Source organism: Paraburkholderia largidicola (assembly GCF_013426895.1).
In the GTDB taxonomy this organism is placed as follows: domain Bacteria; phylum Pseudomonadota; class Gammaproteobacteria; order Burkholderiales; family Burkholderiaceae; genus Paraburkholderia; species Paraburkholderia largidicola.
Genome location: NZ_AP023176.1, coordinates 2,312,441 through 2,335,871 on the forward strand (window position 1 = coordinate 2,312,441; position 23,431 = coordinate 2,335,871).

General features: G+C 62.8%; 22 protein-coding genes. 11 read left to right on the forward strand and 11 right to left on the reverse strand.

Annotated elements, in window-relative coordinates:
* Positions 1 to 14: 14 nt before the first annotated feature.
* Positions 15 to 1,235 carry an efflux RND transporter periplasmic adaptor subunit gene (locus PPGU16_RS39085; protein WP_180726145.1) on the reverse strand — a complete coding sequence of 407 codons (1,221 nt, stop codon included), beginning with the start codon at positions 1,233 to 1,235 and terminating at the stop codon, positions 15 to 17.
* A 241-nt stretch (positions 1,236 to 1,476) separates the two neighbouring features.
* Here PPGU16_RS39085 and PPGU16_RS39090 point away from each other — a divergent pair, with 241 nt between their 5' ends.
* The 6 genes from PPGU16_RS39090 to PPGU16_RS39115 all read left to right on the forward strand — a co-directional run bounded on the left by PPGU16_RS39090 (position 1,477) and on the right by PPGU16_RS39115 (position 6,863).
* Positions 1,477 to 2,130 (forward strand): TetR family transcriptional regulator, encoded by a 654-nt coding sequence (locus PPGU16_RS39090; RefSeq protein WP_180726146.1) that lies wholly within the window; start codon positions 1,477 to 1,479, stop codon positions 2,128 to 2,130.
* Positions 2,131 to 2,539: 409 nt separating this feature from the next.
* Positions 2,540 to 3,622 carry a hypothetical protein gene (locus PPGU16_RS39095; protein WP_180726147.1) on the forward strand — a complete coding sequence of 361 codons (1,083 nt, stop codon included), beginning with the start codon at positions 2,540 to 2,542 and terminating at the stop codon, positions 3,620 to 3,622.
* A gap of 16 nt (positions 3,623 to 3,638) precedes the next feature.
* A complete protein-coding gene (locus tag PPGU16_RS39100) occupies positions 3,639 to 4,349 on the forward strand; it encodes an AzlC family ABC transporter permease (protein WP_180726148.1) in 711 nt (236 codons plus the stop codon).
* Positions 4,342 to 4,656 (forward strand): AzlD domain-containing protein, encoded by a 315-nt coding sequence (locus tag PPGU16_RS39105; RefSeq protein ID WP_180726149.1) that lies wholly within the window; start codon positions 4,342 to 4,344, stop codon positions 4,654 to 4,656. Before PPGU16_RS39100 ends, PPGU16_RS39105 begins: the two co-directional genes overlap by 8 nt.
* A gap of 186 nt (positions 4,657 to 4,842) precedes the next feature.
* On the forward strand, positions 4,843 to 5,613 hold the full coding sequence (locus PPGU16_RS39110; protein ID WP_180726150.1) for a response regulator: 771 nt from the start codon (positions 4,843 to 4,845) through the stop codon (positions 5,611 to 5,613).
* Complete coding sequence (locus tag PPGU16_RS39115; RefSeq protein ID WP_180726151.1) at positions 5,610 to 6,863, forward strand: ATP-binding protein; 1,254 nt, start codon at positions 5,610 to 5,612, stop codon at positions 6,861 to 6,863. Before PPGU16_RS39110 ends, PPGU16_RS39115 begins: the two co-directional genes overlap by 4 nt.
* Positions 6,864 to 6,930: 67 nt before the next feature.
* Here PPGU16_RS39115 and PPGU16_RS39120 read toward each other — a convergent pair whose 3' ends face one another.
* The 3 genes from PPGU16_RS39120 to PPGU16_RS39130 all read right to left on the reverse strand — a co-directional run bounded on the left by PPGU16_RS39120 (position 6,931) and on the right by PPGU16_RS39130 (position 9,860).
* Entirely contained in the window at positions 6,931 to 7,350 is a 420-nt protein-coding gene (locus PPGU16_RS39120; protein WP_180726152.1) for an RcnB family protein, read from the reverse strand.
* Between the two features lie 82 nt (positions 7,351 to 7,432).
* Complete coding sequence (locus PPGU16_RS39125) at positions 7,433 to 8,602, reverse strand: M20 aminoacylase family protein (RefSeq protein WP_180726153.1); 1,170 nt, start codon at positions 8,600 to 8,602, stop codon at positions 7,433 to 7,435.
* 37 nt (positions 8,603 to 8,639) lie between these two features.
* A complete protein-coding gene (locus PPGU16_RS39130) occupies positions 8,640 to 9,860 on the reverse strand; it encodes a diaminopropionate ammonia-lyase (RefSeq protein ID WP_180726154.1) in 1,221 nt (406 codons plus the stop codon).
* 170 nt (positions 9,861 to 10,030) lie between these two features.
* On the opposite strand from PPGU16_RS39130, the gene PPGU16_RS39135 reads away from it, so the two are divergent.
* Positions 10,031 to 10,510 (forward strand): Lrp/AsnC family transcriptional regulator, encoded by a 480-nt coding sequence (locus PPGU16_RS39135; protein ID WP_180726155.1) that lies wholly within the window; start codon positions 10,031 to 10,033, stop codon positions 10,508 to 10,510.
* 4 nt (positions 10,511 to 10,514) lie between these two features.
* Here PPGU16_RS39135 and PPGU16_RS39140 read toward each other — a convergent pair whose 3' ends face one another.
* Positions 10,515 to 11,651 carry a branched-chain amino acid ABC transporter substrate-binding protein gene (locus PPGU16_RS39140; RefSeq protein WP_180726156.1) on the reverse strand — a complete coding sequence of 379 codons (1,137 nt, stop codon included), beginning with the start codon at positions 11,649 to 11,651 and terminating at the stop codon, positions 10,515 to 10,517.
* Between the two features lie 333 nt (positions 11,652 to 11,984).
* Here PPGU16_RS39140 and PPGU16_RS39145 point away from each other — a divergent pair, with 333 nt between their 5' ends.
* Positions 11,985 to 12,512 carry a DUF6622 family protein gene (locus tag PPGU16_RS39145; RefSeq protein ID WP_180726157.1) on the forward strand — a complete coding sequence of 176 codons (528 nt, stop codon included), beginning with the start codon at positions 11,985 to 11,987 and terminating at the stop codon, positions 12,510 to 12,512.
* Between the two features lie 196 nt (positions 12,513 to 12,708).
* Positions 12,709 to 13,494 (forward strand): DUF899 domain-containing protein, encoded by a 786-nt coding sequence (locus PPGU16_RS39150; RefSeq protein WP_180726158.1) that lies wholly within the window; start codon positions 12,709 to 12,711, stop codon positions 13,492 to 13,494.
* 13 nt (positions 13,495 to 13,507) lie between these two features.
* Here PPGU16_RS39150 and PPGU16_RS39155 read toward each other — a convergent pair whose 3' ends face one another.
* The 5 genes from PPGU16_RS39155 to PPGU16_RS39175 form a co-directional block, all read right to left on the reverse strand.
* Complete coding sequence (locus PPGU16_RS39155; RefSeq protein ID WP_243460712.1) at positions 13,508 to 14,110, reverse strand: DUF4136 domain-containing protein; 603 nt, start codon at positions 14,108 to 14,110, stop codon at positions 13,508 to 13,510.
* A gap of 56 nt (positions 14,111 to 14,166) precedes the next feature.
* Positions 14,167 to 16,611 carry a CHASE2 domain-containing protein gene (locus PPGU16_RS39160; RefSeq protein ID WP_180726159.1) on the reverse strand — a complete coding sequence of 815 codons (2,445 nt, stop codon included), beginning with the start codon at positions 16,609 to 16,611 and terminating at the stop codon, positions 14,167 to 14,169.
* On the reverse strand, positions 16,611 to 18,005 hold the full coding sequence (locus PPGU16_RS39165) for a FecR family protein (RefSeq protein ID WP_180726160.1): 1,395 nt from the start codon (positions 18,003 to 18,005) through the stop codon (positions 16,611 to 16,613). The genes PPGU16_RS39160 and PPGU16_RS39165 overlap by 1 nt, the downstream gene beginning before the upstream one ends.
* Positions 18,002 to 18,700: a response regulator transcription factor gene (locus PPGU16_RS39170; protein WP_180726161.1), complete on the reverse strand. Its 699-nt coding sequence runs from the start codon at positions 18,698 to 18,700 to the stop codon at positions 18,002 to 18,004. The genes PPGU16_RS39165 and PPGU16_RS39170 overlap by 4 nt, the downstream gene beginning before the upstream one ends.
* Positions 18,701 to 18,800: 100 nt before the next feature.
* Positions 18,801 to 19,202 carry a hypothetical protein gene (locus PPGU16_RS39175; protein WP_180726162.1) on the reverse strand — a complete coding sequence of 134 codons (402 nt, stop codon included), beginning with the start codon at positions 19,200 to 19,202 and terminating at the stop codon, positions 18,801 to 18,803.
* Between the two features lie 402 nt (positions 19,203 to 19,604).
* Here PPGU16_RS39175 and PPGU16_RS43435 point away from each other — a divergent pair, with 402 nt between their 5' ends.
* Positions 19,605 to 20,069, forward strand: a complete 465-nt coding sequence (locus tag PPGU16_RS43435) for a hypothetical protein (RefSeq protein ID WP_434064440.1) — start codon at positions 19,605 to 19,607, stop codon at positions 20,067 to 20,069.
* 180 nt (positions 20,070 to 20,249) lie between these two features.
* On the opposite strand, the gene PPGU16_RS39185 is transcribed toward PPGU16_RS43435, so the two are convergent.
* Positions 20,250 to 22,373 carry a 3-hydroxyacyl-CoA dehydrogenase NAD-binding domain-containing protein gene (locus PPGU16_RS39185; RefSeq protein ID WP_180726163.1) on the reverse strand — a complete coding sequence of 708 codons (2,124 nt, stop codon included), beginning with the start codon at positions 22,371 to 22,373 and terminating at the stop codon, positions 20,250 to 20,252.
* Between the two features lie 131 nt (positions 22,374 to 22,504).
* Here PPGU16_RS39185 and PPGU16_RS39190 point away from each other — a divergent pair, with 131 nt between their 5' ends.
* The gene (locus PPGU16_RS39190) at positions 22,505 to 23,431 is read left to right on the forward strand and encodes a LysR family transcriptional regulator (RefSeq protein ID WP_180726164.1); all 927 of its coding nucleotides are present in this window, start codon (positions 22,505 to 22,507) and stop codon (positions 23,429 to 23,431) included.

A 23,431-nucleotide genomic window follows, 5' to 3' on the forward strand; every position in this document is an offset into this window, starting at 1 on the left:
TGAATGCGTCCTCGTTACTGCGCGCTGTGCGCGTCGGACGCGGGCGCTGCGGCTGCTGTCTGCGCGGCGGCATCGGCTTCAGGCAGTTGTGCGTCGACCGTTTTCACCGTCATGCCGGGGCGCACCTTGTCGACGCCTTGCACGATCACGCGGTCGCCCGTTTGCAGGCCGCTCTCGACCACCCAGTTCGCGCCATACGTGCCGGACGTCACCAGTTGCCGCGTCGCGACCTTGCCGTCCGCGCCGACGACGAGCGCGGTCGGATCGCCCTTCTGGTCGTGCGTGACGCCCTGTTGCGGGACGACGTACGCCTGCTCGTTGATGCCTTCCTCGATCTTCGCGCGCACGTACATGCCCGGCAGCAACACGCGCTGCGCGTTGTCGAACAGCGCGCGCACGGTGACGGAGCCTGTGGTCTGGTCGACGGTCACGTCGGAGAATTCGAGCTTGCCCGTGCCGCCATACGGACGGCCGTCTTCGAGGATCAGCGTGACCTTCGCCGCGTTCGGGCCGCTCGTCTTGAGGCGCCCTTCCTGCGCGTCGCGGCGCAACTTGAGGCCGACGAGACTCGATTGCGTGAGGTCCACGTAGACGGGATCGAGCTGTTGCACCGTGGCGAGCAGCGTCGCCGCGCTCGACTGCACGTACGCGCCTTCCGTCACCGACGACTTGCCGATGCGCCCCGAAATCGGCGAGGTCACGTCGGTATAGCCGAGGTTGATCTGCGCCGTTTCGACGGCGGCCTTGCCGGCTGCGACATCGGCGGCGGCCTGGCCTTCCGAGGCGACGGCGTTGTCGTAGTCCTGTTTGCTGATCGCGTTCGCAGCGACCAGCACCTTGTAGCGCTCGGCTTCCGCATGCGTCGACACCAGCGTGGCCTGCGCCTTCGCGAGCGTCGCCTTCGCGCTGTTGAGCGAGGCGAGGTACGGCGCGGGATCGATCTTGTAGAGCGTCTGCCCCGCCTTGACTTCGCTGCCTTCCGTGAAGGCGCGCTTCAGCACGATGCCGTCGACACGCGCGCGCACTTCGGCGACGAGATGCGCGCTCACGCGGCCCGGCAGTTCGACGGTCACGGGCACGCCCGTCGGGTTGACGCTGACGACGCCGACTTCAGGCGTCTGTTGAGGCGGCGCTGCGGGCTTGTCGCTGCACGCGGCGAAAAACGGAATGATGGCGGAAATCGCAGCCGTGGCCGCGAGCAAACGAAAGTTACGGTTCTTTAATAGCGCTGGCATCGTACAAACTTGTTTGAATTGAACGGGGCCGGCGCGCAACGAGTGTTGATCCAACACGCACCGACACGATAAGGTCGTGACGATAGGGGTTGTTCGCCTTTCCCGGGTTACAGCCACCAGGCTGCCGTAAGACTTGTTAAGCCAATGCCGCGTCGCGCCGACTACGATGGCCGCGTGATTCACACGGTCGCTGCGCGGATTGGGGTGCGCGGCGCCGAACGGCAGGAGAAAGGCACCCGTCATGGGACGAACGAAGCAACAGGCGCTCGACACGCGGGCAAAGATCATCGACGCCGCCGAGCGCGTGTTCTTCGTGCGTGGCTTTGCGCGCGCCGCGCTGGAAGACATTGCGTCGGAAGCGGGCGTCACGCGCGGCGCCGTCTACGGTCACTTCCGGAACAAGGAGGCCGTGTTTCAGGCGATCTACGAGTGCGCGGACATGCCGCTCGATCCATTCGTCGTACAGTCGTGCGAGCAGGACGCCGATCCGTTGCAGCATCTGCACGCGCAATTGCTTCAGCGACTGCGCGACGCGCTGCATCTGCGGCGCGCGCGGCGGCTGTACAGCATCGCGCTGACGAAGTGCGAAGTGACGGCGGAGACGGCGGCGTTTTACGAGCGTGTCGCGATGGCCGCGTTGCGCGCCGAAGCGCAGATCGACGCGGCGCTCAGGGCCGCATCGCTGCGCGGACAGTTGCCGCCCGACCTCGATACGCGCGCGGCCGCCGGCTTCATCCACGCGGCGCTGACCGGGTTTTTGCACAAACGTCTGTTGATGTCGGCCGAGCCGCGCGCCGACCTGGAAGCGGAGCAGACGCTTGCTTCGGCGCTGAAGTGCGTCGGCGGCGACATGGTGTTCGACGCCATTTCCACAAGCGCCCCGAGCCCGGCATAGGATCTCACGAGCAAAGCGAATCGGCCATCTGATCAGATGCGGGTGTGTTACTAAGAATCAGTAAGAATTAAAAGACAGGTACACAACGAGTGTTTGATCGGTGATCGATCTGTATATTGGATGACAGATTAATCTGAAACAACCCAACTAAATCTTACAGGGTAAATCCGCATTAAATAATATTCATCTCGAAAAAATCCTCGAATAGACTGGCTGCACACCTTATTTCAAGGTGTCTTGCAACCCACTATCGAGGCTCAATATGAAGAATCGAAAGAAGAATGCCGAATATCTCGGCACGCTGCTTGGTTAAAGCGGAAGCGGCGTAAGTGAAGCGGGGGTTCTGCTTTTCGGGGCATGCAACGAGCGGCAGAACCTTTAATCGTTCAATTCGTCCGTTTCGATAGATATGAAATCCATCAATATCAATCCCTCCCGTATTCGAGCATTTGGACGAGCGACGGAAACCCATTTCGTCGTCGTCACCAACCGGTCATTGAACGAGACGCTCTCGATTGAACAAAACGGTGGCTATTCGAGCTATCGAACGGTGTTATTCGAACACGGCCAGACATTCGCGGATCTCTTCAAAGACCAGATTCCACCGCGAGCGCATGTACTCGTTATATCGCCCGATGTATTCTTTCAATCGCCTCCGCAAAATATGCTCGGCGCACACCGGAAATTGCTCGCGATGGCGTGTAACTCGACTCCGACCGATATCGACGCAATCAGGCATTTTCTCGCCGTTATTGAAAACACCAATCCCGAGAAGCAGCAAGAACATATAGACCGCTTCTTTGATCTCGGAGAAAAGGCGGATTATCTTGAGTTTTCGGATGAAAAGAACGGTACGCTCGCCAGATTCAATCATCTGGACGAAAGCTATTTGTGGAGCGAGCAAGCCGGCACACTGGGCGACGGCGAGCAACAGTTAGCGCCATCCGGGGAGATCAGCGTCCTGCCGTTGCGCATTCAGGACTTCGAGGAGAACCTGCGACTCGACTTCAACGGCACGATTGCATTGAACGGAACGCCGATCCTGCACAACGGTACGCCCAGCTTCTTGCGCGCCGATCAGGCGCGCCTGCACGGGCTGTTAAGCAGCATGTCTCACGATGCTGTCATCGCAACGGTTGAAAACGGCGTGATCACCAGCGTGGGTGCGGATCGTGCTCCCGACAACCCTGCAGTCGCGGCATTGCAGGCCTTATTCGACGTGGATTCCCGCTACCGGATTCTTTGGGAAATCGGCTTTGGCATCAACACCGAAAGCCGGATCCTGCCAGGCAATCACGCGATGAACGAAACCTATGGCGGCACCGCCGGAGCGATTCACTTCGGCATCGGCTTGACTCCCTACACTCAGTACCACCTGGACATCATTTGCCCGAACACGACGGTCAAAACCAGTCATGGCGACTACCTGATCGGCGGCAAACCGTCATCCATCCACAGAACGCGCGGGGCCGGGTGTCCCTGCCTCGAATAACACGTCATATCAGTCAATGAAATCGTCCATATTGCGCGTGCTTCCTGTCGGGCTTGCGTTGGCGCCAGTCGGCATCCTGTTCGGGGTTCTCGCGGAACAAGCCCATTGGAGCGCAGCGGGGGTTTTTCTACTAAGTGCAATCGGCTTCACAGGAAGCGGGCAGTTCGCGTTCCTTGCGTTCTCCCAGCAAGGCGCTGCATCCACGGGGATGCTCGCTATTTTCCTCGTGATTTTAAGCATGAATCTGCGCTACATCCCCATGTCCCTTTCGGCCTCGCAGCCGCTAAAGATCTCCGCCCCGTGGAAACTCTTGCTCGCCCACTGTCTTGCCGACGAGTCATACGCGACTGAGCGAAACACCGATGATCTCAAGTCGCGCGTCGTCATACGCATGGGTATCTTTCTCTTCTGGATCGCCTCCACCGTCGCGGGCTGTGCTTTGGCCAGTTTTTTGCCGGATTCGGTGAGCAATGTTCTAACCGGGCTGACGTTCCCGGTCAGCGCGATTCTGTTTGCGCTGAGCTTCATGAACGTCATGCATTACGTTATCGACTCGCGAACGCGTTTGCGCGAATCGGGTACACGTTGCGTCATTGCTATCCTTATCTGCCTGTTGATTTCAGTCGCTCTGGTTGCGATATTCGGCGAGAAATATTTCTGGATACCCAGCATTTTATTGTGCTATCTGGTTCTGACCAAGTATGGGAAGCATCGTGTCAATGAATGAAGAAATACTGGCGGGCATTGCCATCCTGTTTGCCGTGAGCGTTATCGTTCGCATCGCACCGACGTTCTCAAACCTGAATCTGTCGGCGCAAGCGAGTTTCGATATCAAGAACATTCTGCCTATTGCGGTGCTCATCAACCTTCTTGTCTATTGCGTGGTCAGTGAACTGCATCACGACAGTATTGCAGCCGTAGCCGGATTTACAGTACTTGGCATGATGATCCTCTCGCAGCGAATCAATCTGCTGGTTATGGTCGTACTCGCATCCGTTACGTATATCGCAGCAGGGAACGGGTTCCACGGTTGACGGAAGGAAAACTGTTAGAGCCGCGTCGTTCAGGCAATGTCGGACCTGCGGGCTTGTAAGACTTGCTAAGTCGCCCGAACCGGGGCCGCGCAGCGTTGCGCTATAGTCATACGCACATCCGATACCTGGCGGCAACGACGCAGCCCCGCCCAACGCGGCAAAGCGCCGGCGCAGCCTGCTCACATCATGCCCGACACGCCCATCCAGGTGCTGCTCGTCGACGACGACGCCGACCTGCGCGACCTGCTTCGCAATTTCTTCCAGCAACGCGGCATCGAATTCTCGGTGCTGCACGATGCCACGCATCTCGCGCGCAGACTCGAGCGCGAGCGTCCGTCCATCATCGTGCTCGACCTGATGATGCCCGGCGTCGACGGACTCACGGCGCTCAAGCAGTTGCGCGCCAGCGGCGACACGATTCCCGTCGTCATGCTGACGGCGCGCGCCGATGGCGTGGACCGCGTGATCGGCCTCGAACTCGGCGCGGACGACTATCTCGGCAAGCCGTTCATGCCGCAGGAATTGCTCGCGCGCATTCATGCCGTGCTGCGCCGCCATCAGCTGCATCCCGAAGCGCCCGCCACCGAGCATCGCGAGGCGCTCGTGTTCGGCCGCTTCCGGTTGGACTTCGCATCGCGCACGCTCTTTCGCGACAACGAACCCGTCAAGCTGACGGGCAGCGAATATGCGCTGCTCGAAGTGTTCGCGCAGCATCCGATGGAAACGCTGTCGCGCACGCGCATCGTCGATCTGCTGCATGGGCCGGATTCGGAAGTGACGGAGCGCGGCATCGACGTGCCCGTGTGGCGGCTGCGGCGTCTGCTCGAGGACGATCCCGCTGCGCCGCGCCGCATCCAGACGATGCGCGGCATCGGCTATATGTTCGTGCCGGGCGAAGGCGGTGAAGTCGACGACGGCGGCGACGACAGCGAAGGCGACGACAGCGCATCGCAATGAAAAACCCGTTCAATACGCTGTTTGGCCGTCTCGCGACGCTGACGGTCGGTCTGATCGTGGCCGTGCACGTGACGTCGCTGTTCGTCGTCGATCGCGATCGCGGCCATATCGACGCCGAGCACGCGCGCCGCGACGTGCTGCTGGCCGTGCAGGCCAAGCACGACGGCGACGCAGCCGCTACGCACGTCGCGCAGACGCTCGGCATCGAATATGTCGCCGATGCCGATGTGATCCGCCTGGGCTGTCCGAACCAGTGCCAGGGCTCCGACGCGCCGTTCGAGCACGATCTGTTGCCGCGCCTGCCCGCAGACAGCCGCGTCGTGTTCGATCCGCACACGGGCTCGTTGTGGGTACGGTACGGCAACGAGCCGTACTGGCTCTTCATGCGCAATGCGAATCTGCCGGGCATGCGCTTTCTCGGCTCGTCGCTGGTGATGCTGGTGCTGGCCGTTTGCGCCGCGCTGCTGGCCGCGTGGCAGTTTCAGCGGCCGTTGCACCGGCTGGCGGACGCGGCGCGCGAGTTCAGGATCGGCCGGCGCGTGCCGCCCGTGACGGCGAGCGGTCCCGCTGAAATGCGCGCGCTGATCGGCGACTTCAACCAGATGATGCGCGAGCTCGCGCAGTCCGAGCAGGAGCGCGCCGTGATGCTGGCGGGCGTCGCGCACGATCTGCGCGCGCCGATCACGCGCATGCAGGTGCGCGCGGACCTGCTGCCCGACGCGGCGAATCGCAGCGGCTTCCTGCGCGATGCCGAGTCGCTGTCGCGCATCGTCACGCAGTTTCTCGACTATGCGCGCGATACGGCTGATCCGTCACCGCACGCGAACGTCGATGCGCATTGCCGCCGTCATTATGGCGACGGACTCGACGACGAAGCACTCGTGCGTCTGCATCTGAATGCGGGCGATGGCTTCAATCTGCCGCTCGTGGACCTCGACCGGATACTGTCGAACCTGATCGAAAATGCGATGAACTACGGCGAGCCGCCCGTCGAGATTTCGACGTCCGCGCATCACGGGGTCTACACGCTGATCGTTCGCGATCATGGCCCGGGCATTCCGCGCGAGCAACTCGAACGCGCGCTTCAGCCGTTCACACGGCTCGATCCGGCGCGCGGCGGCGACGCGCATTGCGGCCTCGGCCTCGCGATCGTGCGGCGGCTTACGCGCTACAACGGCGGACAGTTCGAATGCGATAACGCCCCCGATGGCGGGTTTCGCGTGACGCTGACGTTCGGGCGCGAAGCCTAGCGGCGCGTTTCTTGTCACGCAGCGTCGCAAACGAAATGCCGCCCACGACGGGCGGCATTTTCATGAATCAACGATGCGGCGCGAGCAGGATGCTCGAAATCACGCCTGTCGCGATCGCGGCGAGCACGAAGTCGCCATTGACCTGCACCCATTGATAACCCGACGGCGGCGGCTGAAGATCGTGCCCACGCCAGTCGTCGACGACATATTGCGGACCGCGATAGTCGGGCGGCAAGCGGTCGCCGCGATGCCAGTCGCGGTGCGGCACCGGACGATGCGATGCCTCGGCGCGGACCGGGCCGCCAGCGCGTTGCGGCCCACCGGGGCCACCAGGACCGCCGGGACCATCATCGGGACCACCGCGCTCGTCGGCAGCGGGATGGCGGCCCGGGCCGCCGTCATCGCCCGGCGCGTATTGCGCGAACGCCTGAGTTTGAGCAACGGCACACGAAGCAGCAAGCAACAATACAGATACGACTTTTTTCATCAAACACTCCCCCAAATAAAGTGAGAGTGTTTTCCGGCGCAACGATTCAAACGGCGTCCTTACTGTGTCTTACAGGCCGCTTTTAGCCTTGCTCCACAGGCAGTTCGAGACGCGCCAGCTCCGCGAAATATCGCGCGCCCGTCAGCAGGATATCGTCGTTGAAATCGTAGGTGGCGTTGTGCAAGGGCACGCCGCCCTTCTCCGCCGACTCACCATTGCCGATGAAGATAAAGTTGCCGGGAACGGCCTGCAGGAACGCGCCGAAGTCTTCGGAGATCATCATCGGCGGCACGTCGGCATCGACGTGTTCCGCGCCCGCGATATTGCGCGCCGCGCTCACCGCCACATCGACGCATTGCGCGGAGTTCACCGTCGGCGCGAACTCGTGCGTGTATTCGAAGGTGCAATCCGCACCATGTGCCCGGCAGATGCCTTCGCTCACTTCACGCATGCGCGTTTCGAGCAGCGTCTGCACTTCACGCGAGTAACTGCGCGTATCGCCCTTGATGACCACGTTCGACGGGATCACGTTTCTGAGTCCATCCGTTATGAACTCCGTGCAGGAGATCACCGCTTGAAGACCCGGATCGAGATTGCGTGACACGATGGTTTGCAGCGCGAGCACGATCTGCGATGCAACGACGATGGGATCGACGCCCATATGCGGACGCGCCGCATGCGTGCCGCGCCCCTTGATGTGAATGACGAAGTTGTCTTCGCTCGCCATGATGCCGCCGGCGCGCGTCGCAAATGTTCCTGCACGCATGCCGGGCATATTGTGCGCGCCGAAAATGGCGTCGACGGGAAAGCGCTCGAACAGTCCATCCGCCATCATCGCCTTCGCGCCGCGTCCGTGTTCTTCGGCGGGCTGGAAGATGAAGCGCACCGTGCCGTTGAAATCGCGTCGCTCGGCAAGCAGTCGCGCTGCGCCGAGAATCATCGACATATGCCCGTCGTGTCCGCAAGCATGCATCTTTCCCGGCGTACGCGAAGCATGCGTGCGCGCGGGCGCGTGCTCCGTGATGTTCAGCGCGTCCATGTCGGCACGCAGGCCGATTGCACGTTTGCCGCTGCCGACCGTCAGGTTCGCAACCAGCCCCGTTCCGCCGATGCCGCGATGCACGTCGAGCCCCAGAGTCGCAAGAATGTTCGCGACATAGTCGGACGTGTCGACCTCTTCGAAACCCGTCTCGGGATACTGATGCAGATGTTGGCGCCAGTTCTTCAGTTGTCCCTGCAGCGTGCTTTCCATTTCGGTTGTCCTTGTCGTTCGGGTTCGTGTGCGCCGGTTAGCGGACGCAGCTTGGCAGCCACGCCTGCTGACGCGCGGCCACGGCTTGCGCCGATTCGCCGACGAACTGCGCATAAGCTTCCGGCGCCGTCGCGCCTTCCGTGTTGATGACGAGCACGCGTGCGTGACGATCGAGGCCTGCCGCGCGCGCGCGTTCGCCATCTCGCATCAACGCGCAAAGGCCCGCAAAACCCGCCGCGCCCGATTCACCGGCGACAAGCGGCACATCGTCGCCCGCGCTCTTTGCCAGGCGGCGCATCGCGTCGACTGCGTCGTCGTCATCGATCAGCATGAAATCGTCGATGCATTGCTCCAGGATCTTCCACGCGAGCGGCGATGTTTCGCCGCAGGCGAGACCCGCCATCACGGAATCGACCGATCCCGTCGCTCGCGCTGCGTGTCCGGCAATGGCGCTCTGATACAGGCAGTCCGCCTGACGCGGTTCGACGACGATGAAACGCGGCCTTTGCGCGCCGCCGCGTTCCCAAAGATAGCTCGCGACACCCGCCGCAAGTCCGCCTACGCCGCCTTGCAAAAAGACATGCGTGAACGCCGGCGCATCCGCGGATTGCTCGATGATTTCAGCGGCAATCGTGCCGTAGCCTTGCATGACGTCGCGCGGAATGGCCTCGTAGCCGTCATACGATGTGTCCGAGACCACGTGCCAGCCGTTGTTCTTCGCGAGCGTCGCCGCGTGTTCGACCGATTCGTCGTAGTTGCCCGCAATGCGGACGATACGCGCGCCATACGCGGCAATCGCCTGTTCCCGCTCGGCGCTGACGTTCGCGTGCAGCACGATCACGCAATGGCAACCGATGCTCTGCGCAGCGGCCGCGAGCGCCTTGCCGTGATTGCCGTCCGTCGCGCTGATGACGGTGAGATTGGCGAGCATCCCGGCATAGCGGCCTTCGATAAGCGCCTGCGGTTCGATGTCGTGCGCGTGCCATAGACGCATGACGAGACGCATCAACGCGATCGGTGCGCCCAGCGCCTTGAAGCTGCCCAGCGGCGAGCGGAACGACTCGTCCTTGACGCACAGACCCGCGATGCCCAGTTGTGATGCCGCATCCGGCAGTTCCCACAATGGCGTGGCCTGCTGGCTGATGAGGTTCCAGACCGACAGCCATGCGCGGCTTTGATCCGCCGACTCGACATTGAGAATGGTCCGCAGCGTATCCGGGTAGGCGACGTGAATGGCGCGGGGATTGGAGATCAGCATCCGTTGTTGCTCCAGAAATCGGACCGCTTCGGCGGTCCGTTGATCAAAACTCGGCGTGCTTATGCGCAAAGCCCTGATGAAATGATATTGCGCAACACCATCAATAAAGTCTCGAAGTTTGGCGTTATCGTGCAAAAATATCTCTTACATAACGGCCCCGACGCGAAACCATGGCGACTCAACTCGACAACTTCGATCGCAAGCTTCTGATGGAAGTCCAGCGCGATGCGCAGATTCCCCAGACCGAACTCGGTGTGCGCGTCAATCTGTCGACGGCCGCCGTCAACCGCAGATTGCGCCGTCTCGCGGACGAAGGCGTGATCGACCGATACGCGGCGATCGTCGCGCCCGAGGAAGTGGATTACCCGCTGACCATCGTCGCGAACGTCGAAGTCGAGAGCGAGCAGATCGATCTGCTCGACGCAATGAAACGCACCTTCGCGCAGTGTCCGCAGATCCAGCAGTGCTACTACGTCGCGGGCGAATGGGACTTCGTGCTCGTCATGACGGTGCGCAACATGGACCAGTACACCGAACTCACGCGGCAACTCTTCTTTTCCAACAACAACGTCAAGCGCTTCAAGACGCTGGTGAGCATGAGCCGCGTGAAAGTGGGCCTGGGCGTGCCTGTCGATATCGTCGACGAATGACGCCTCACCGTACGACAGTGCGGTCGGTCCAGTTGCCCTGATCGAACTGCCGGACAGTGATCGCACCGTTACGGATATCGCCTTTGTCGTCGAACTGGATCGGCCCCGTCACGCCGTCGAGCTTCGCCGCGCGCAGCTTCGGCAGATAGGCTTTCGGATCCGTCGATCCCGCCGCCTGCATCGCATTCGCAATCGCGATCACCGCGTCGTACGCATACGGCGCGTATAACTGCACGGGCACGCCGAAGCGCTGTTCATAGCGTTTGAAGAACTCCGGCCCTTGCGGCATCTTGGCGGGCGGCACGCCTGCCAGCGTGCAGTACGTGTGGCTGCTCATCGACGCGCCCGCCAGCTTGATGAACTGCGGCGTGCACGCTTCATCGCCTGCAACGAACTTGACCTTCAGCCCGAGCTTCTGCGCCTGCTGCACGAATGCGGCGGCCTGCGTGTCGCCGCCCGTGAACGCGATACCGTCCGGTTGACGGCTCTTGATGGTCGTGAGTATCGCCATCCAGTTGGTCGTCTTGTCGGTGCCGTATTCGCGCGCGACCACGTTGCCGCCCGCCGCCTTGACGGCCTTTTCGACTTCGTCGGCAAGACCTTGCCCGTATGCCGTGCGGTCGTCGACGATCGCGATTTTGCGCGCGCCGAGATCGCGAACCAGATAGGTGCCGATCACCGTGCCTTGTCTCACGTCGTTGGCCACCATGCGGAACACGTTGGTGAAGCCTTGCTGCGTCAGTTTCGGATTGGTGGCGGACTCGGTGATCATCGGCACGCCCGCGTCCGAATAGATTTTCGATGCCGGAATCGACGTGCCCGAATTCGCGTGCCCGACGACGCCCGCCACGCCGTCGTCGATCAGCTTCTGCGCAACGGTTACGGCCGTTTTCGGATCGGCCGCATCGTCCTGCGAATCGAGGACGAACGTCACGCTCTGTCCATTGATGCGAATCTTGCGGCTGTTCAGATCCTCGATCGCGAGGCGTACGCCGTTCTCGTCGTCTTTGCCGATGTGCGACAGCTCGCCCGTCAAAGGCGATACCTGTCCGATCTTCACGGTGAGATCCGCATGCGCCGCAAGCGGCTGCAATGCCAGCGCGGTGAGCATCAGGAGCGATAGGGGTCGAAGTGTTTGCATGGTCGTCAGCTTGAAGAGTGGGCTCGCGCTCGGGGATGGAGGTTTTCGCCATCCGGTTTCGCCTTGGGCTGCTTTGCAAGGCTGTATCGATCGTATTCGCGCGCCCTGATCGCCAAAATTTGCAGCCCGCCCGTTCCCGCAAAATCCAGTCGATACAGCCGACGTTCGAGAGATTTTTTATCGCGCCGCCGCTTTTTGCCTGATTCCGCCCGAAGCATGCGCCCTCATTCTTCGCTAATTCCCCGCCGATACGATGCAGATCATTCGAAGTGCAGTCCGTCATCACCGATCCGAAACCATTTCGTCTGACGCATTCGTCTGAAGGAGAACATCATGTCGCTCGCAGCCATCATTCACGGCACGCCCATCTGGGTTTGGGTACTGCTCGCCTACCTGCTTTCGCGCGGGTTCAAGGCCATGAACAGCGGCACCGCGCCGCTTTCCCGCCTCGCCATCGTGCCGCTCGTCTTCACGGTCTGGGGCATTGCGCACCTGGTAACCGACCCGCTGACGGGTTGGGCCGATGCGATCGTCTGGGTAGTCGCCGCGCTGGTGGGCGTCGCGGCTGGCGTGTTCATGGCGAGCCGCACGCGCTTCATCGTCGATCCGATTGCGAACACCGTGATGCTGCCCGGTTCGATGCTGCCGCTGGCGCTGATCGTCATCACCTTCGCAACCAAGTTCTGGCTCGGCGTCGAATTGGCGACGGCAACCAGTCTCGCGTCGCTCGGCACGTATATGTTGATCAGTGCAGCCGTATCGGGCGCCGTCGCAGGCATGTTCGGTGGCCGCTTCCTGACCTACTGGCGAGCCATGAGCGCGCGCCGCATTCTCCGGACCTGTTCGCAGCAAGGCGCGTAAGCGAGGCACCAGCGGAAGCGGGCACGTCCGTTGCGACCCACGATTCCGACGAAATATCGCCAAACTTGTTACTCCCAGCGTCCGCTTTCCGGGTCCAGACTGTCTCACGGCAAGCAACGCGCGATGAACAACCACCGAAGCCGCGCCTCATCCCCGAGGCGCGGCAACGCGTTCAAATCAGGAGGTCGCAAGCGCCATGACTACATCGGACGAAAACGGAAGCAACAGCGGACAACGGGCGATGCGCACACCACCCGTCGTATCGCAGCAGGAATGGGAAACCGCGCGCGAGCAGTTGCTCGTGAAGGAAAAAGCCCACACGCGCGCCCGCGACGCGCTCGCCGCCGAGCGCCGCCGCATGCCGTGGATGGCCGTCGACAAGTCCTACGCATTCGAGGGACCATCGGGCAAGCTCAGTCTGGCCGATCTGTTCGACGGGCGGCGTCAACTGATCGTGTATCGCGCGTTCTATGAACCGGGCGTGTTCGGCTGGCCGGAGCATGCGTGCCGCGGCTGCTCGATGGTGGCCGACCAGGTCGCCCATGTCGCCCACCTGAACGCCCGCGATACGACGCTCGTATTCGTTTCGCGCGCGCCTCAAGCGGACATCGCCCGGTTGAAGGCGCGCATGGGCTGGCAGATCCCCTGGTTCACGATCACGGATAGCTTCGACACCGACTTCGGCGTCGGCGAATGGCACGGCACGAACGTGTTCTATCGCGACGGCAACCGGATTTTCCGCACCTACTTCATCAACAATCGCGGCGACGAGCAGATGGGCGGCACGTGGAACTATCTCGACATCACACCGCTTGGCCGGCAAGAGGTCTGGGAAGATTCACCCGAAGGCTATCCGCAGACGCCGACCTACAAGTGGTGGAACTGGCACGACAGCTATGTCGACGACGCGCCGCCCGACAGGAAGTGGGTCGAGGTGTCGGATGCGGGCGAGGCGGCGTTCAGGAACAAGCCTCAGACGTGAGCGCCGGTGCAAGTCACCTGTCGATCTGTTTCACCGTGACCACTTCGGGCCCACGCGCCGCTTCGCCGTTGCGCAGCTTCACGCGCCAGCTTCCATATCCGGCAAACGGAAACTGCGCAAACGCGCTTTTGACGAGCCACGGTATGGGATGCAGCACATCGGCATTGCGGTCGCGGCTCGTCGCGATGACCTTGTAGACTTCCTTGCCGGTCGCGGCGTCGAAGAGGCGCAAGGTCATCGAATGCTGATACTCGCGCCCGAACAGCGAGAAGCCGGGCTTCGCGACGCCATTGCAGGCTGAATCCGCGCAGTCGCCCGCGATCACGCCGACGGCGGCCGGCCGCGTATCGTACGCGAGCGAGAGCATATAGCTGGCGCGCTCCGCCGATCGATCGACCAGCCCGTAATTGCCCAGTTCGCTGTGAATCAGCGCCTCGTACTGCTCGCGGGCGGCGCCCGTTTCCTGCGACGGCGTCTGCACGATCGCATAGGTGCGCTCGCCCTGCAGCACGACGGGCGTTCCCGACACCTGAACGTCCGTCGTCACGCCCGCGCATCCTGCGAGACCCGCCACGCTCGCGACAACGACAGCGGCACCACCTAGCGTCTTCTTCACGTTCTTCTCGCTTCGATCGAATACAGATTCATGTGCGCATGGCGCGCCCGGGTTATTCAGGCGTTCGTCTCATCGAGCGCGGGCAGCGTGATCGTGAACGCCGTGCCCTGCCCGAGCGCGCTTTCCACGTGCACGTCACCGCCGTGCCGCGTCACGACCGCCTTCACGAACGCCATGCCGAGCCCCGTCCCCGTGGCCTCGGGCCGTTCGACTTCGTGAAAGCGCTGAAACCGCTCGAACAGATGCGCCTGGTTTTCGGCCGACATCCCGTAGCCTTCGTCGCGGACCGTGCAGCGCACGCGCGCCGGCCATTCGCCCGACGCAGGCGTATCCTGCGCGACCGTGCACGTAATACGCGTTTCGGACGGACTATATTTCACCGCGTTGTTCAGAATATTGACGAGCGCGCGCGTCATCAGCGAGCGGTCCGCGTTGATCCAGTGGCCGTCGCCCTGTTCGTCGTACGCGGCTTCGAGGCGAATGTGCCTCGCTTGCGCCTGCGGCCACACTTCATCGCTTGCGTCGATCACGAGTTCGACGAGACTCACGGGTTCGAACGTATAAGCCTGCGATTCGGCGCGCGCCAGTTGCACGAAATCGTCGGCGAGCATCAAGGCCCGCTGCGCGTATCGCTCGACGCGGTTCAGCAATTCGCGCAGACGTTCGGAGTCGGGCGTGCGCGCGCGTTCGAGTTCGACGAGCGCGAGGATCGATGCCTGCGGCGAGCGCATATCGTGCGACAGCAGACGCAGCGCATCTTCACGCAGCCGTTCGGCCGCATGCACGGCCGTCACATCGACCAGGCCCGCAATCCATCCGGTCACCGCGCCTTGCGCATCGGTGCACTTCGCATAACGCAACAGATGATCGCGCTGGCTGCGATCGCGTACCTCGATGCCCCGCTCCATCATCTCCGTGAACGCGATGCGGCCGGGATCGAGCAGTGCGGGCCAATGCGCGCGTCCGAGCGCATCGGCCTCCGCGTGGGAACCGATCGCCTTCATGAACGCGAGTTCACCGAGCACGTGGCGCAGTTGCATGCCTTCGGGTGTCGCCGCGCCGAGCCGCTCGAAATACGTCTTCGCCGCGTGGTTCGCAATCAGCACGACACCGTGCACGTCGCTGACGAGAATCGGCTCCGGCACGCTATCGAGGCTGTTCCACACGAAGCGCTTCATGTCCTGCACGCGCCGCGCCGCCTGCGCCATCAGCGCCATCTGCTGGGCGAGCGCGTCGCCGCGAAATTCGCGGCTGCGTTGCGGCGCTTCGGGCAACAGATACGGCTCGTCAGCAAGGCGCTGCAGTTCCTTGCGCAGATACGACATCGTCATTTCGAGCCGCCGCCAGTTCCAGATCGGATAGACGGCAGCCAGTCCGACGATCGCGGGCACGGGCGACATCCACAGCCGCATGCCGTACAGCAGCGCCGCGCTGAGACCCAGCATCGATGCGCACAGCACGACCGTCATCAGCAGCGACCGCAGCGGCGACAGCACGAGCAGGCCCGCGAGCAGCACGCCGAGCGGCACCAGCGACACAGCGAACACCCACAGTCCGTTGACGGGATCGATGGCGCGGCCCGTCACGAGCGTATCGAGCACGTTCGCGTGAATGTAGACGCCGGGCAGCGGCCCGAGCCGGCCGGACACAGGCGTCGAGAACCTGTCGTAGAGTCCCGAGGCCGTCACGCCGATCAGCACGATCTTGCCGCGCAGCGAGTCGCGCGGCACCTCGCCCGCAAGGACGCTCGCGAACGACACCTTCGGATACGTCTGCGCGAGCGGGCTGAACGGAATCAGCACGCGTTCTTCGTCATTGCCCTTCATGGCGGTGCGGTCGGGCACTTCCGCGGCGGCGCTCGCGGAATGCGGCAGCCTCACCGCGCCGCCCTTGATCGCGCGCCATACGGGCACCATCAATTGCGGCCAGCGCATCTGCGCGTCGCCTTCGAACAGCGCGACACTGCGCACGATGCCGTCGGCATCCACTTCGAGATTGATGTGGCCGAGTCCCGCAGCGGCGCTCGCGAGCGGCTCGACCGGCTTGACGGCGACACGCTCGCCGTTGGCATCTTCGGGAGACAGGAGAATCGGCAGATACGTCGGCGTCGCGGCGATCGCGCGTGCCAGTTGCGCGTCGTCTGGCGCGGGCTCGGTGAACAGCACGTCGTAGACCACGGCCGCCGGCTGGGCCTTCGCGATTTCGTCGAGCAGTTGCGCATGCACGGCGCGCGGCCAGGGCCAACGGCCGAGCCGCGCAATGCTCGCATTGTCGATTTCGACGACGGCGATATCGGGCAGCACCGGTTGTGCACGCAAGCGCAGGAAGCCGTCGTAGACGAGATGATCGACGCTCGCCGTCAGCCTGCCGAGCGAGCCGGCCAGAATCACCAGAATGCCGAGGCAGCCGATGCACAGCCATTCGAACAGGAAGCGGCGCCCGACTGGCCGCCCAAGACGTATGCGCGGATCGAAACTCATGCGCGGGCCGCTGGTGGTCATCACCGTGCCAGTGTAAATGAGCGGATCGCGCTGCCCTTCTGGTAGAGCCGGCCGTTGTCGAACTGCTCGGCGATCACGGTCCAGTAGTAGACGCCCGGCGGCAGATCGGAGACCACGATCTGCCCCGCCGCGAGATCCGTGCGATCGACCAGCGGCTCGCGCAGATCGGCCGTCGTCGCCAGCACGAAGCGGAAGCGGGTCTCGACACCCGTGCGGCTCGCGAGCCAGCGGAACTCGAAGTCACGGCTGCCGGCACGCGGCCCGGCGGAGACATCGAGTCCAAACTGCCGGCGCTCGAACGCGTAGGTTTGCGGCAAGCCTTCGAGTCCCATGCCGTCGATCGATGCAATGCGCACGAAGTAGTTGCCGTCAGGCAAGTCGGCGAACGTTGCGTGCGGCAGGTTCACGCGCTGGTCGCGGATCAGGTCGAACAGATCGGCGTCACGCGCGATCTGCACGCGGTAAGCGCGGGCGTTCGCGGCGGGCACGAGATCGAAGGCGATCTCCTTGTCGTCCTGCACCTTGCCCGGGTCCGCGAGTGCGGGCGCGGGCAGCAAGGCCACCGGTGCGCCGACGCCGCCCGTCGAACGCGTGACACTGCCGAAATGCGCGCCAATCAGTTGCGTCGATGCCTGCAACGGCACGCCCGGTGCGCGCGGCGGCATGCGCGCCGCATCGACGCCGACCGCGCCGTCGAGCACGGCGACGGCGGTCGATTGTTCGTCGCCGTCGTAGCTCACGCGAAAGCGCGTGCCGCGCACGCCCGCCACCACGGACGGCGATCGGATCTGGAAGCGATCGTCCTTCTTCGTCGCGTGGTCGACCTCGCTGTCGACCTCGCCCCGCTTCAGGTCGATCACGCGATCTTTCGCGCCTGTCAGCACAGTCTGCCGCAGCGCGCCGATTGCGATCGTGCTGTCCTGCGGCACGGACACATGCGAGCCGTCATCGAGTTCCAGCGTGACGAAGCCGTTGTGACCCGTCTGCAGACGGTCGCCTTCGACGAGCACCATGCCAAGCGTGACGGGCGCGAACGGATTCTGCCTGAATGCATGTGAGGCTGGACCACTGACGGCGACCACGCGCGCCGACCGGGGCTCCTGCTTCAGCAGCGCGATGGGCAAACGCAACTGCACGCCGGGCTGAAGATGCAGCGGATCGGCGACATGATTCAGCTTGCGCAATACGGCCCAGTCGCGCGGATCGCGCAGATAGCGATCGGCGACGTCGTACAGCGTGTCGCCGGGCCGCGTCATGTAGATCGCCGTTGCCGGCGTTGCATGCGCATTGGATGACTGCGCGTTCGAGCTGGCAGGCAGCAGGCTCGACGCCGCGACCAGACACGCGATGATGCCGAAAGCGCGCCGCGCCGCCCACGATACAGCCACCGTCACGCATCCCCCTTTTCGATCCGTTCCAGCCGGTAGCCGTAGCCATAGATGGGAGTCAAGCGATAGCCGTGTTCAGGGCGCAGGCCGAGCTTGGCGCGCAGCATCGACACGTGGGTGTCCATGGTGCGCGATGGAATGTCGACGTCCTGACGCCAGATCGCTTCGAGAATATGCGCGCGCGACAGCGGCTGGCTCAGATGCCGGAAAAACAGCAGCGCGAGTTCGAACTCTTTTTGCGTCAGCGTGACGGGCGTGCCGCGCGCGACGACCTGTTTCGATCCCAGCTCGAACTCGAATTCCCCGAAGCTTTCTTTTGTCGCCATCTGGTTGAGTTGATAGGCGCGGCGCAGCAGCGATCGCACGCGGGCAAGCAGCACGCCCGTTGCAACGGGCTTCACGACGTAGTCGTCCGCGCCCTTGTTCAGCATCGATGCGATGTCCGTTTCGCGGCTGCGGCTCGTCATGAACAGCACGGGTAGACGATCGGACAGGCTCTGACGCACCCAGTGCAGCACCTCTTCGCCCGACATGTCGGGCACGTTCCAGTCGAGCACCAGCAGGTCGAAGGTCTGGCGGCGCAGATGCTTGACGAGCGCGCGGCCTTCGGCGAACGCATGGCAATCGTGGCCATCGACGGCCAGCGACTGGCAGACCAGATCGGCTTGCGCCACGTCATCGTCCAGGACTGCAATTCTCATAGATCCCCGCACGCGAAATCATTCATCGGGCCAACAGAGCAAGCGCGGCTGGGCTCGCTCCGTGGACAGGCCGGCGCGATCGCCATGCCGGCTGTCGCGCCTACGCTTGCGCGCCGTTCAAGGCCACCACGTCATCATCACCGTTATCTTTCGACCGCAGATGCGCGGTCAGCGCCGCCTCGAGATGAAGCCGCACGTGCTCCCAGGCAGCGTGCGCGTAGTCCGGCTCGCGCGCCGCCCACTCTTGCGCGAGGCCGAACACGCGGCGAACCGTCGATGCGCAATGCGTCAGCCCCGTATTGCCGCCTGCCGCGGAATCGCGCAGCCATTCGGCCAGCCACGGCATCTCGGACGCACACGAATCCGCATACGCCTCGGTGGCCGCGCGCGCGTGCGAATCGCTCGCAGGATCGAGTTCGATCCGCTGCGGATAGCCGCTGCGTTTGCGCGTGCGTTTGCCCGTCTTGAACGGAATCCGCGTGGTGCCTGGTCTGAAAAACATCCGATCCCTCGATATGCAACGACGATTCAGATCCACTGCGCCGACTTACCCCGTTTGCCCGCGAATCGCCATCCGGCATCAACGTTTTTCAACAATTGAGAGGGACAGTATAAAAAGAGGGCGCAATAAAATCATTTAAAGATTGTCAGATCGTGGTGCGCGCCCTGCCAGGAGGTTGCTGGTTGGTCTCCTCCCGCTGTCATGCTGCTGTCGTACTTCACCCCGTTCGATTTGTAAATTGGCATGCAAGACTTTGTAAGCCTCTCATTCATCATTCCATGAAGGAATGTGAAGCGCCGATTCTCCCTGATTGCTGCCTTTTGAATTCTGACCGGCTCGATCGAAACCGTGTCCGTACTATATGAGATTCATCGCTTGAAAACTTTTAGCAATTGTCAAGTCATGACAACGCTTGAAAGGGAAGGCATTAAAAATGCACTTCATGCGACCGGAAATTTAACTAACATTATTTGGCAAACTGGCTCGCGCCATTTTGGTAGTCTGCCGATGTGCCAGCCGTGCAAGGTGGTAGTGAAAAGGCGCTGCAACGAATCGCAGCTTGAGCAATGCCAGCTGAAATGCGAGGGGTTCATCATGCTGATGTGGATTGCAAACTGGGCAGCACGCCACGCTCCGACTCCCGAAAAACAGGCCGAACGCGCGCTTCATGAATTGCGCATGGAATTGTTCCGCGCCGAACAACAGGTCATGGACGCACAATTGCGCGCCGAATATTTCCGCGCGCGGCTGCTCTTTCTCGAAGATGTCACGCGACAGGGCATCGAAGCGGTTTCGGATCAGCGCAAAGGTCAGCAGGAATTGACGCAGCCATCGCGGCCAGGTCCGAGACTCACTGCCGCGCAATAGCGGCTAAGCCAATGCCATTCATGGCGAAAAAAAAAGCCGCAGCGCGGTTGCTGCGGCTTTAACTTGCCACTCGCGGTACGGTCACCGCGATTTCATTCTGGGACGTCAAGCGGAATGCTTCAACGTTGAATTGGCAGATTTGACTATCTTTAACAAGCGTCGCCCGAGTTGGATTTCGAGTTACGCAGACTGATTCAAGCTCGCCAACGTCTCCCCACGCTCGACCAGTTCCACCAGCAACGGCGATGGCTTCCAGAACAGCGGATCCTGTTTCTCGAACTCGCGGATATCCGCGAGCAACGCAGGCAAACCGATCGTATCCGCGTAATGCATCGGACCACCGCGATGCGCCGGAAACCCGAAGCCGTTGATCAACGTCACATCGACATCGAGCGGCCGCAGCGCAATGCGCTCGTGAATCACGTTCGCGCCTTCGTTGATCATCGCGGCCAGGTAGCGACGCACGATCTGCTCGTCGCTGAACGTGCGCGGTGTGACGCCCGCACGCTCGCGCTCCGTCACGATGATCGCTTCCACATCGGGGTCGGGCGTGCCGGCGCGCTTGCCTTCGTCATACCGGTAGAAGCCGCGCGCCGTCTTCTGGCCGAACCAGCCGCGCTCGCAAAGACGATCGGGAATCTGTACGTAACGCGCGTCTGGGTTGCGCGTCGCAGCGCGGCGCTTGCGTGTCGCCCAGCCGATGTCGCCACCAGCAAGATCGATGACCTGGTACGGTCCCATCGGAAAACCGAATTCACGCACGGCCTTGTCGATCTGATACGGCGACGCGCCGTCTTCCATCAGATGGTCCGCCGCCGCGCGATACACCGCGAGCATCCGGTTGCCGATAAAGCCGTCGCACACACCCGCGCGCACGGGCACCTTGCGCAGCTTCTTCGCCAGATCGAATGCGGTCGCGACGACGTCGGCGCTCACGCGCGCGGGCACGACGACTTCCAGCAGCTTCATGATGTGCGCGGGCGAGAAGAAGTGCAGCCCGATCACATCCTGTGGCCGCGAGATGCTGGCTGCGATCGCGTCGATGTCGAGATACGACGTGTTGGTCGCGAGCACGGCACCTTGCTTGCACACGCGGTCGAGTTCCGCGAACACCGCCTGCTTCACGGCCATGTCTTCGAACACGGCTTCGATCACGATGTCGACATCGGCGAGTGCGTCGTACGACGTGCTGCCGATGAAGCGAGCCAGCTTCTTCGCCTTCGCATCACTGGTCAGGCGTCCTTTCGCGATCAGACCGTCGTAGACCTTTTCGACATGCGCGCGGCCGCGAGCCAGCGATTCGTCGTCGCGCTCGATCATCGTCACGGGCAAGCCCGCGTCGAGCAACGCGACGGCGATGCCCGCGCCCATCGTGCCGCCGCCCACTACGCCTGCCGACCCGATCGGCCTCGGCTGCGCGCGGCGCGTTTCAGGCGCCTTCTGCACTTCCCTTTCCGCATGGAACGCGTGGACGAGCGCCGCGCGCTGAGGGCTATCGAGGCATTCGAGAAACTGCTTGCGCTCGAAGCGCATGCCTTCGTCGAACGGCAGGTTCAGCGCGGCCTCGACGCAATCGACGATCTTCAGCGGCGACAGCAGGCCGCGCGATTTCTTCGCGGTGTCGGCGCGCGCGGCGGTCACGGCGGCTGTACTTGTCGCCTGGTCCGCGAGCGCTTGCGCATCGCGCGTGCGCCGCACGGGCGCATGGTCGACGAGCAGTTGCTGCACATACGCAAGCCCCTCGGCGAGCACGTCATCGCTCTGGCCGACGCGATCGATAAGCCCGATCTTCAGCGCTTCCTGCTCGCCGATTGGCTTGCCGCTCAGCATCAACGGCAAGGCCGCCCCGGCGCCGATCAGACGCGGCGCGCGCTGCGTGCCGCCTGCGCCGGGCAGCAGGCCGAGAAGCACCTCAGGCAAACCGAGCTTCGCGCCCGCCACCGCGATTCGATAGTGCGAGGCCAGCGCAATCTCGAGTCCGCCGCCGAGCGCCGCGCCATGAATTGCGACGACGACCGGCTTGCCGCAGGTCTCGAGACGGTTGCATACGTCGGGCAGCGTCGGCATTTGCGGCGGCTTGCCGAATTCGCGGATGTCGGCGCCCGCGATGAAATTGCGGCCCGCGCCGACGATCAGCACCGCGCGCACGGCCGGATTCGCTTCCGCGACGTCGATTGCCGCGACGAGGCCGCGCCGGACGTCCACGCCCAGGGCGTTGACGGGCGGATTGTCGACGGTGACGAGCAGGATATTGCCGCGTAGCTCATGGGTCACCGGCAATGCGGGGGCGGCGGTCGGCGTCATGCGATTTGTCTCCTCGTGCTGCGTGTCAGCGGAATTGCCATGCGATTCGGGATTGTCTTGGGGACAAACGGAATTGACAATCGCATCGCCAATTGACAGAGTGTCAAATATTCTTTGACAGTAGGGCCGCCGTGGACCTCAACGCGCTCACGCTGCTGGTCGAGATCATCGATGCCGGCAATCTCAGCGAGGCTGCGCGCCGGCTCAAGATGACCCGCGCCAACGTCAGCTACCACCTCAACCAGTTCGAAAAGTCGATCGGCTTGCAACTGGTCCGGCGCACGACGCGCCGCGTCGAGCCGACCGAGATCGGGCTGAAGCTGTACGAGCACGGCCGCGCGATCCGCAATTCGCTGCTGGCCGCGAAGGAATCGGTATCGACGCTCGGCGAAAGCCTGCAAGGCCGCGTGCGCCTGTCGGTGCCGAGCGGCTACGGGCAACTGGTGATGTCGGCGTGGCTGATCGACTTCAAGCGCGAATATCCCGGCATCGTGCTCGACGTGATGTTTGAGAATCGTGTCGAAGACCTGTTGCGCGACGAAGTGGACATTGCCGTGCGCGTGATGTCGGAGCCGCCGCAAAATCTCGTCGCGCGCGATATGGGGCCGGTGAGATGGGTTGCGTGCGCATCGTCCGCGTATGCCGCGCAACGCGGCATGCCGGTGGAACTCGACGACCTTCGTACCGCGCCGATCATCACGTCCGCCGTAGTGGGCCGGCAACTGCGCGTCGCCGCGTATCTGCGCGACGAACGGCATGAGGTGTTGCTGGAACCCGGCCTCATCTCCGAGAACTTCCTGTTTCTGCGCGACGCGATTCTCGCCGGGCTCGGCGTCGGACTCGTTCCGGATTACGTGGTGCACGACGACATCCGGCGCGGCGACGTCGTCACGGCGCTCGACCCGTGGCGGCTCAGCATCTTCGGCACGAATATGTACATGCTGTATATGCCGAATCTTCACCATACACGCGCGACGTCACGGTTCATCGAGTTCATGCTCGACGAAGCGCGCAAGGCGGGACGCGGCGCCATGCCGACCCGACCCGCTCTTTTGTAG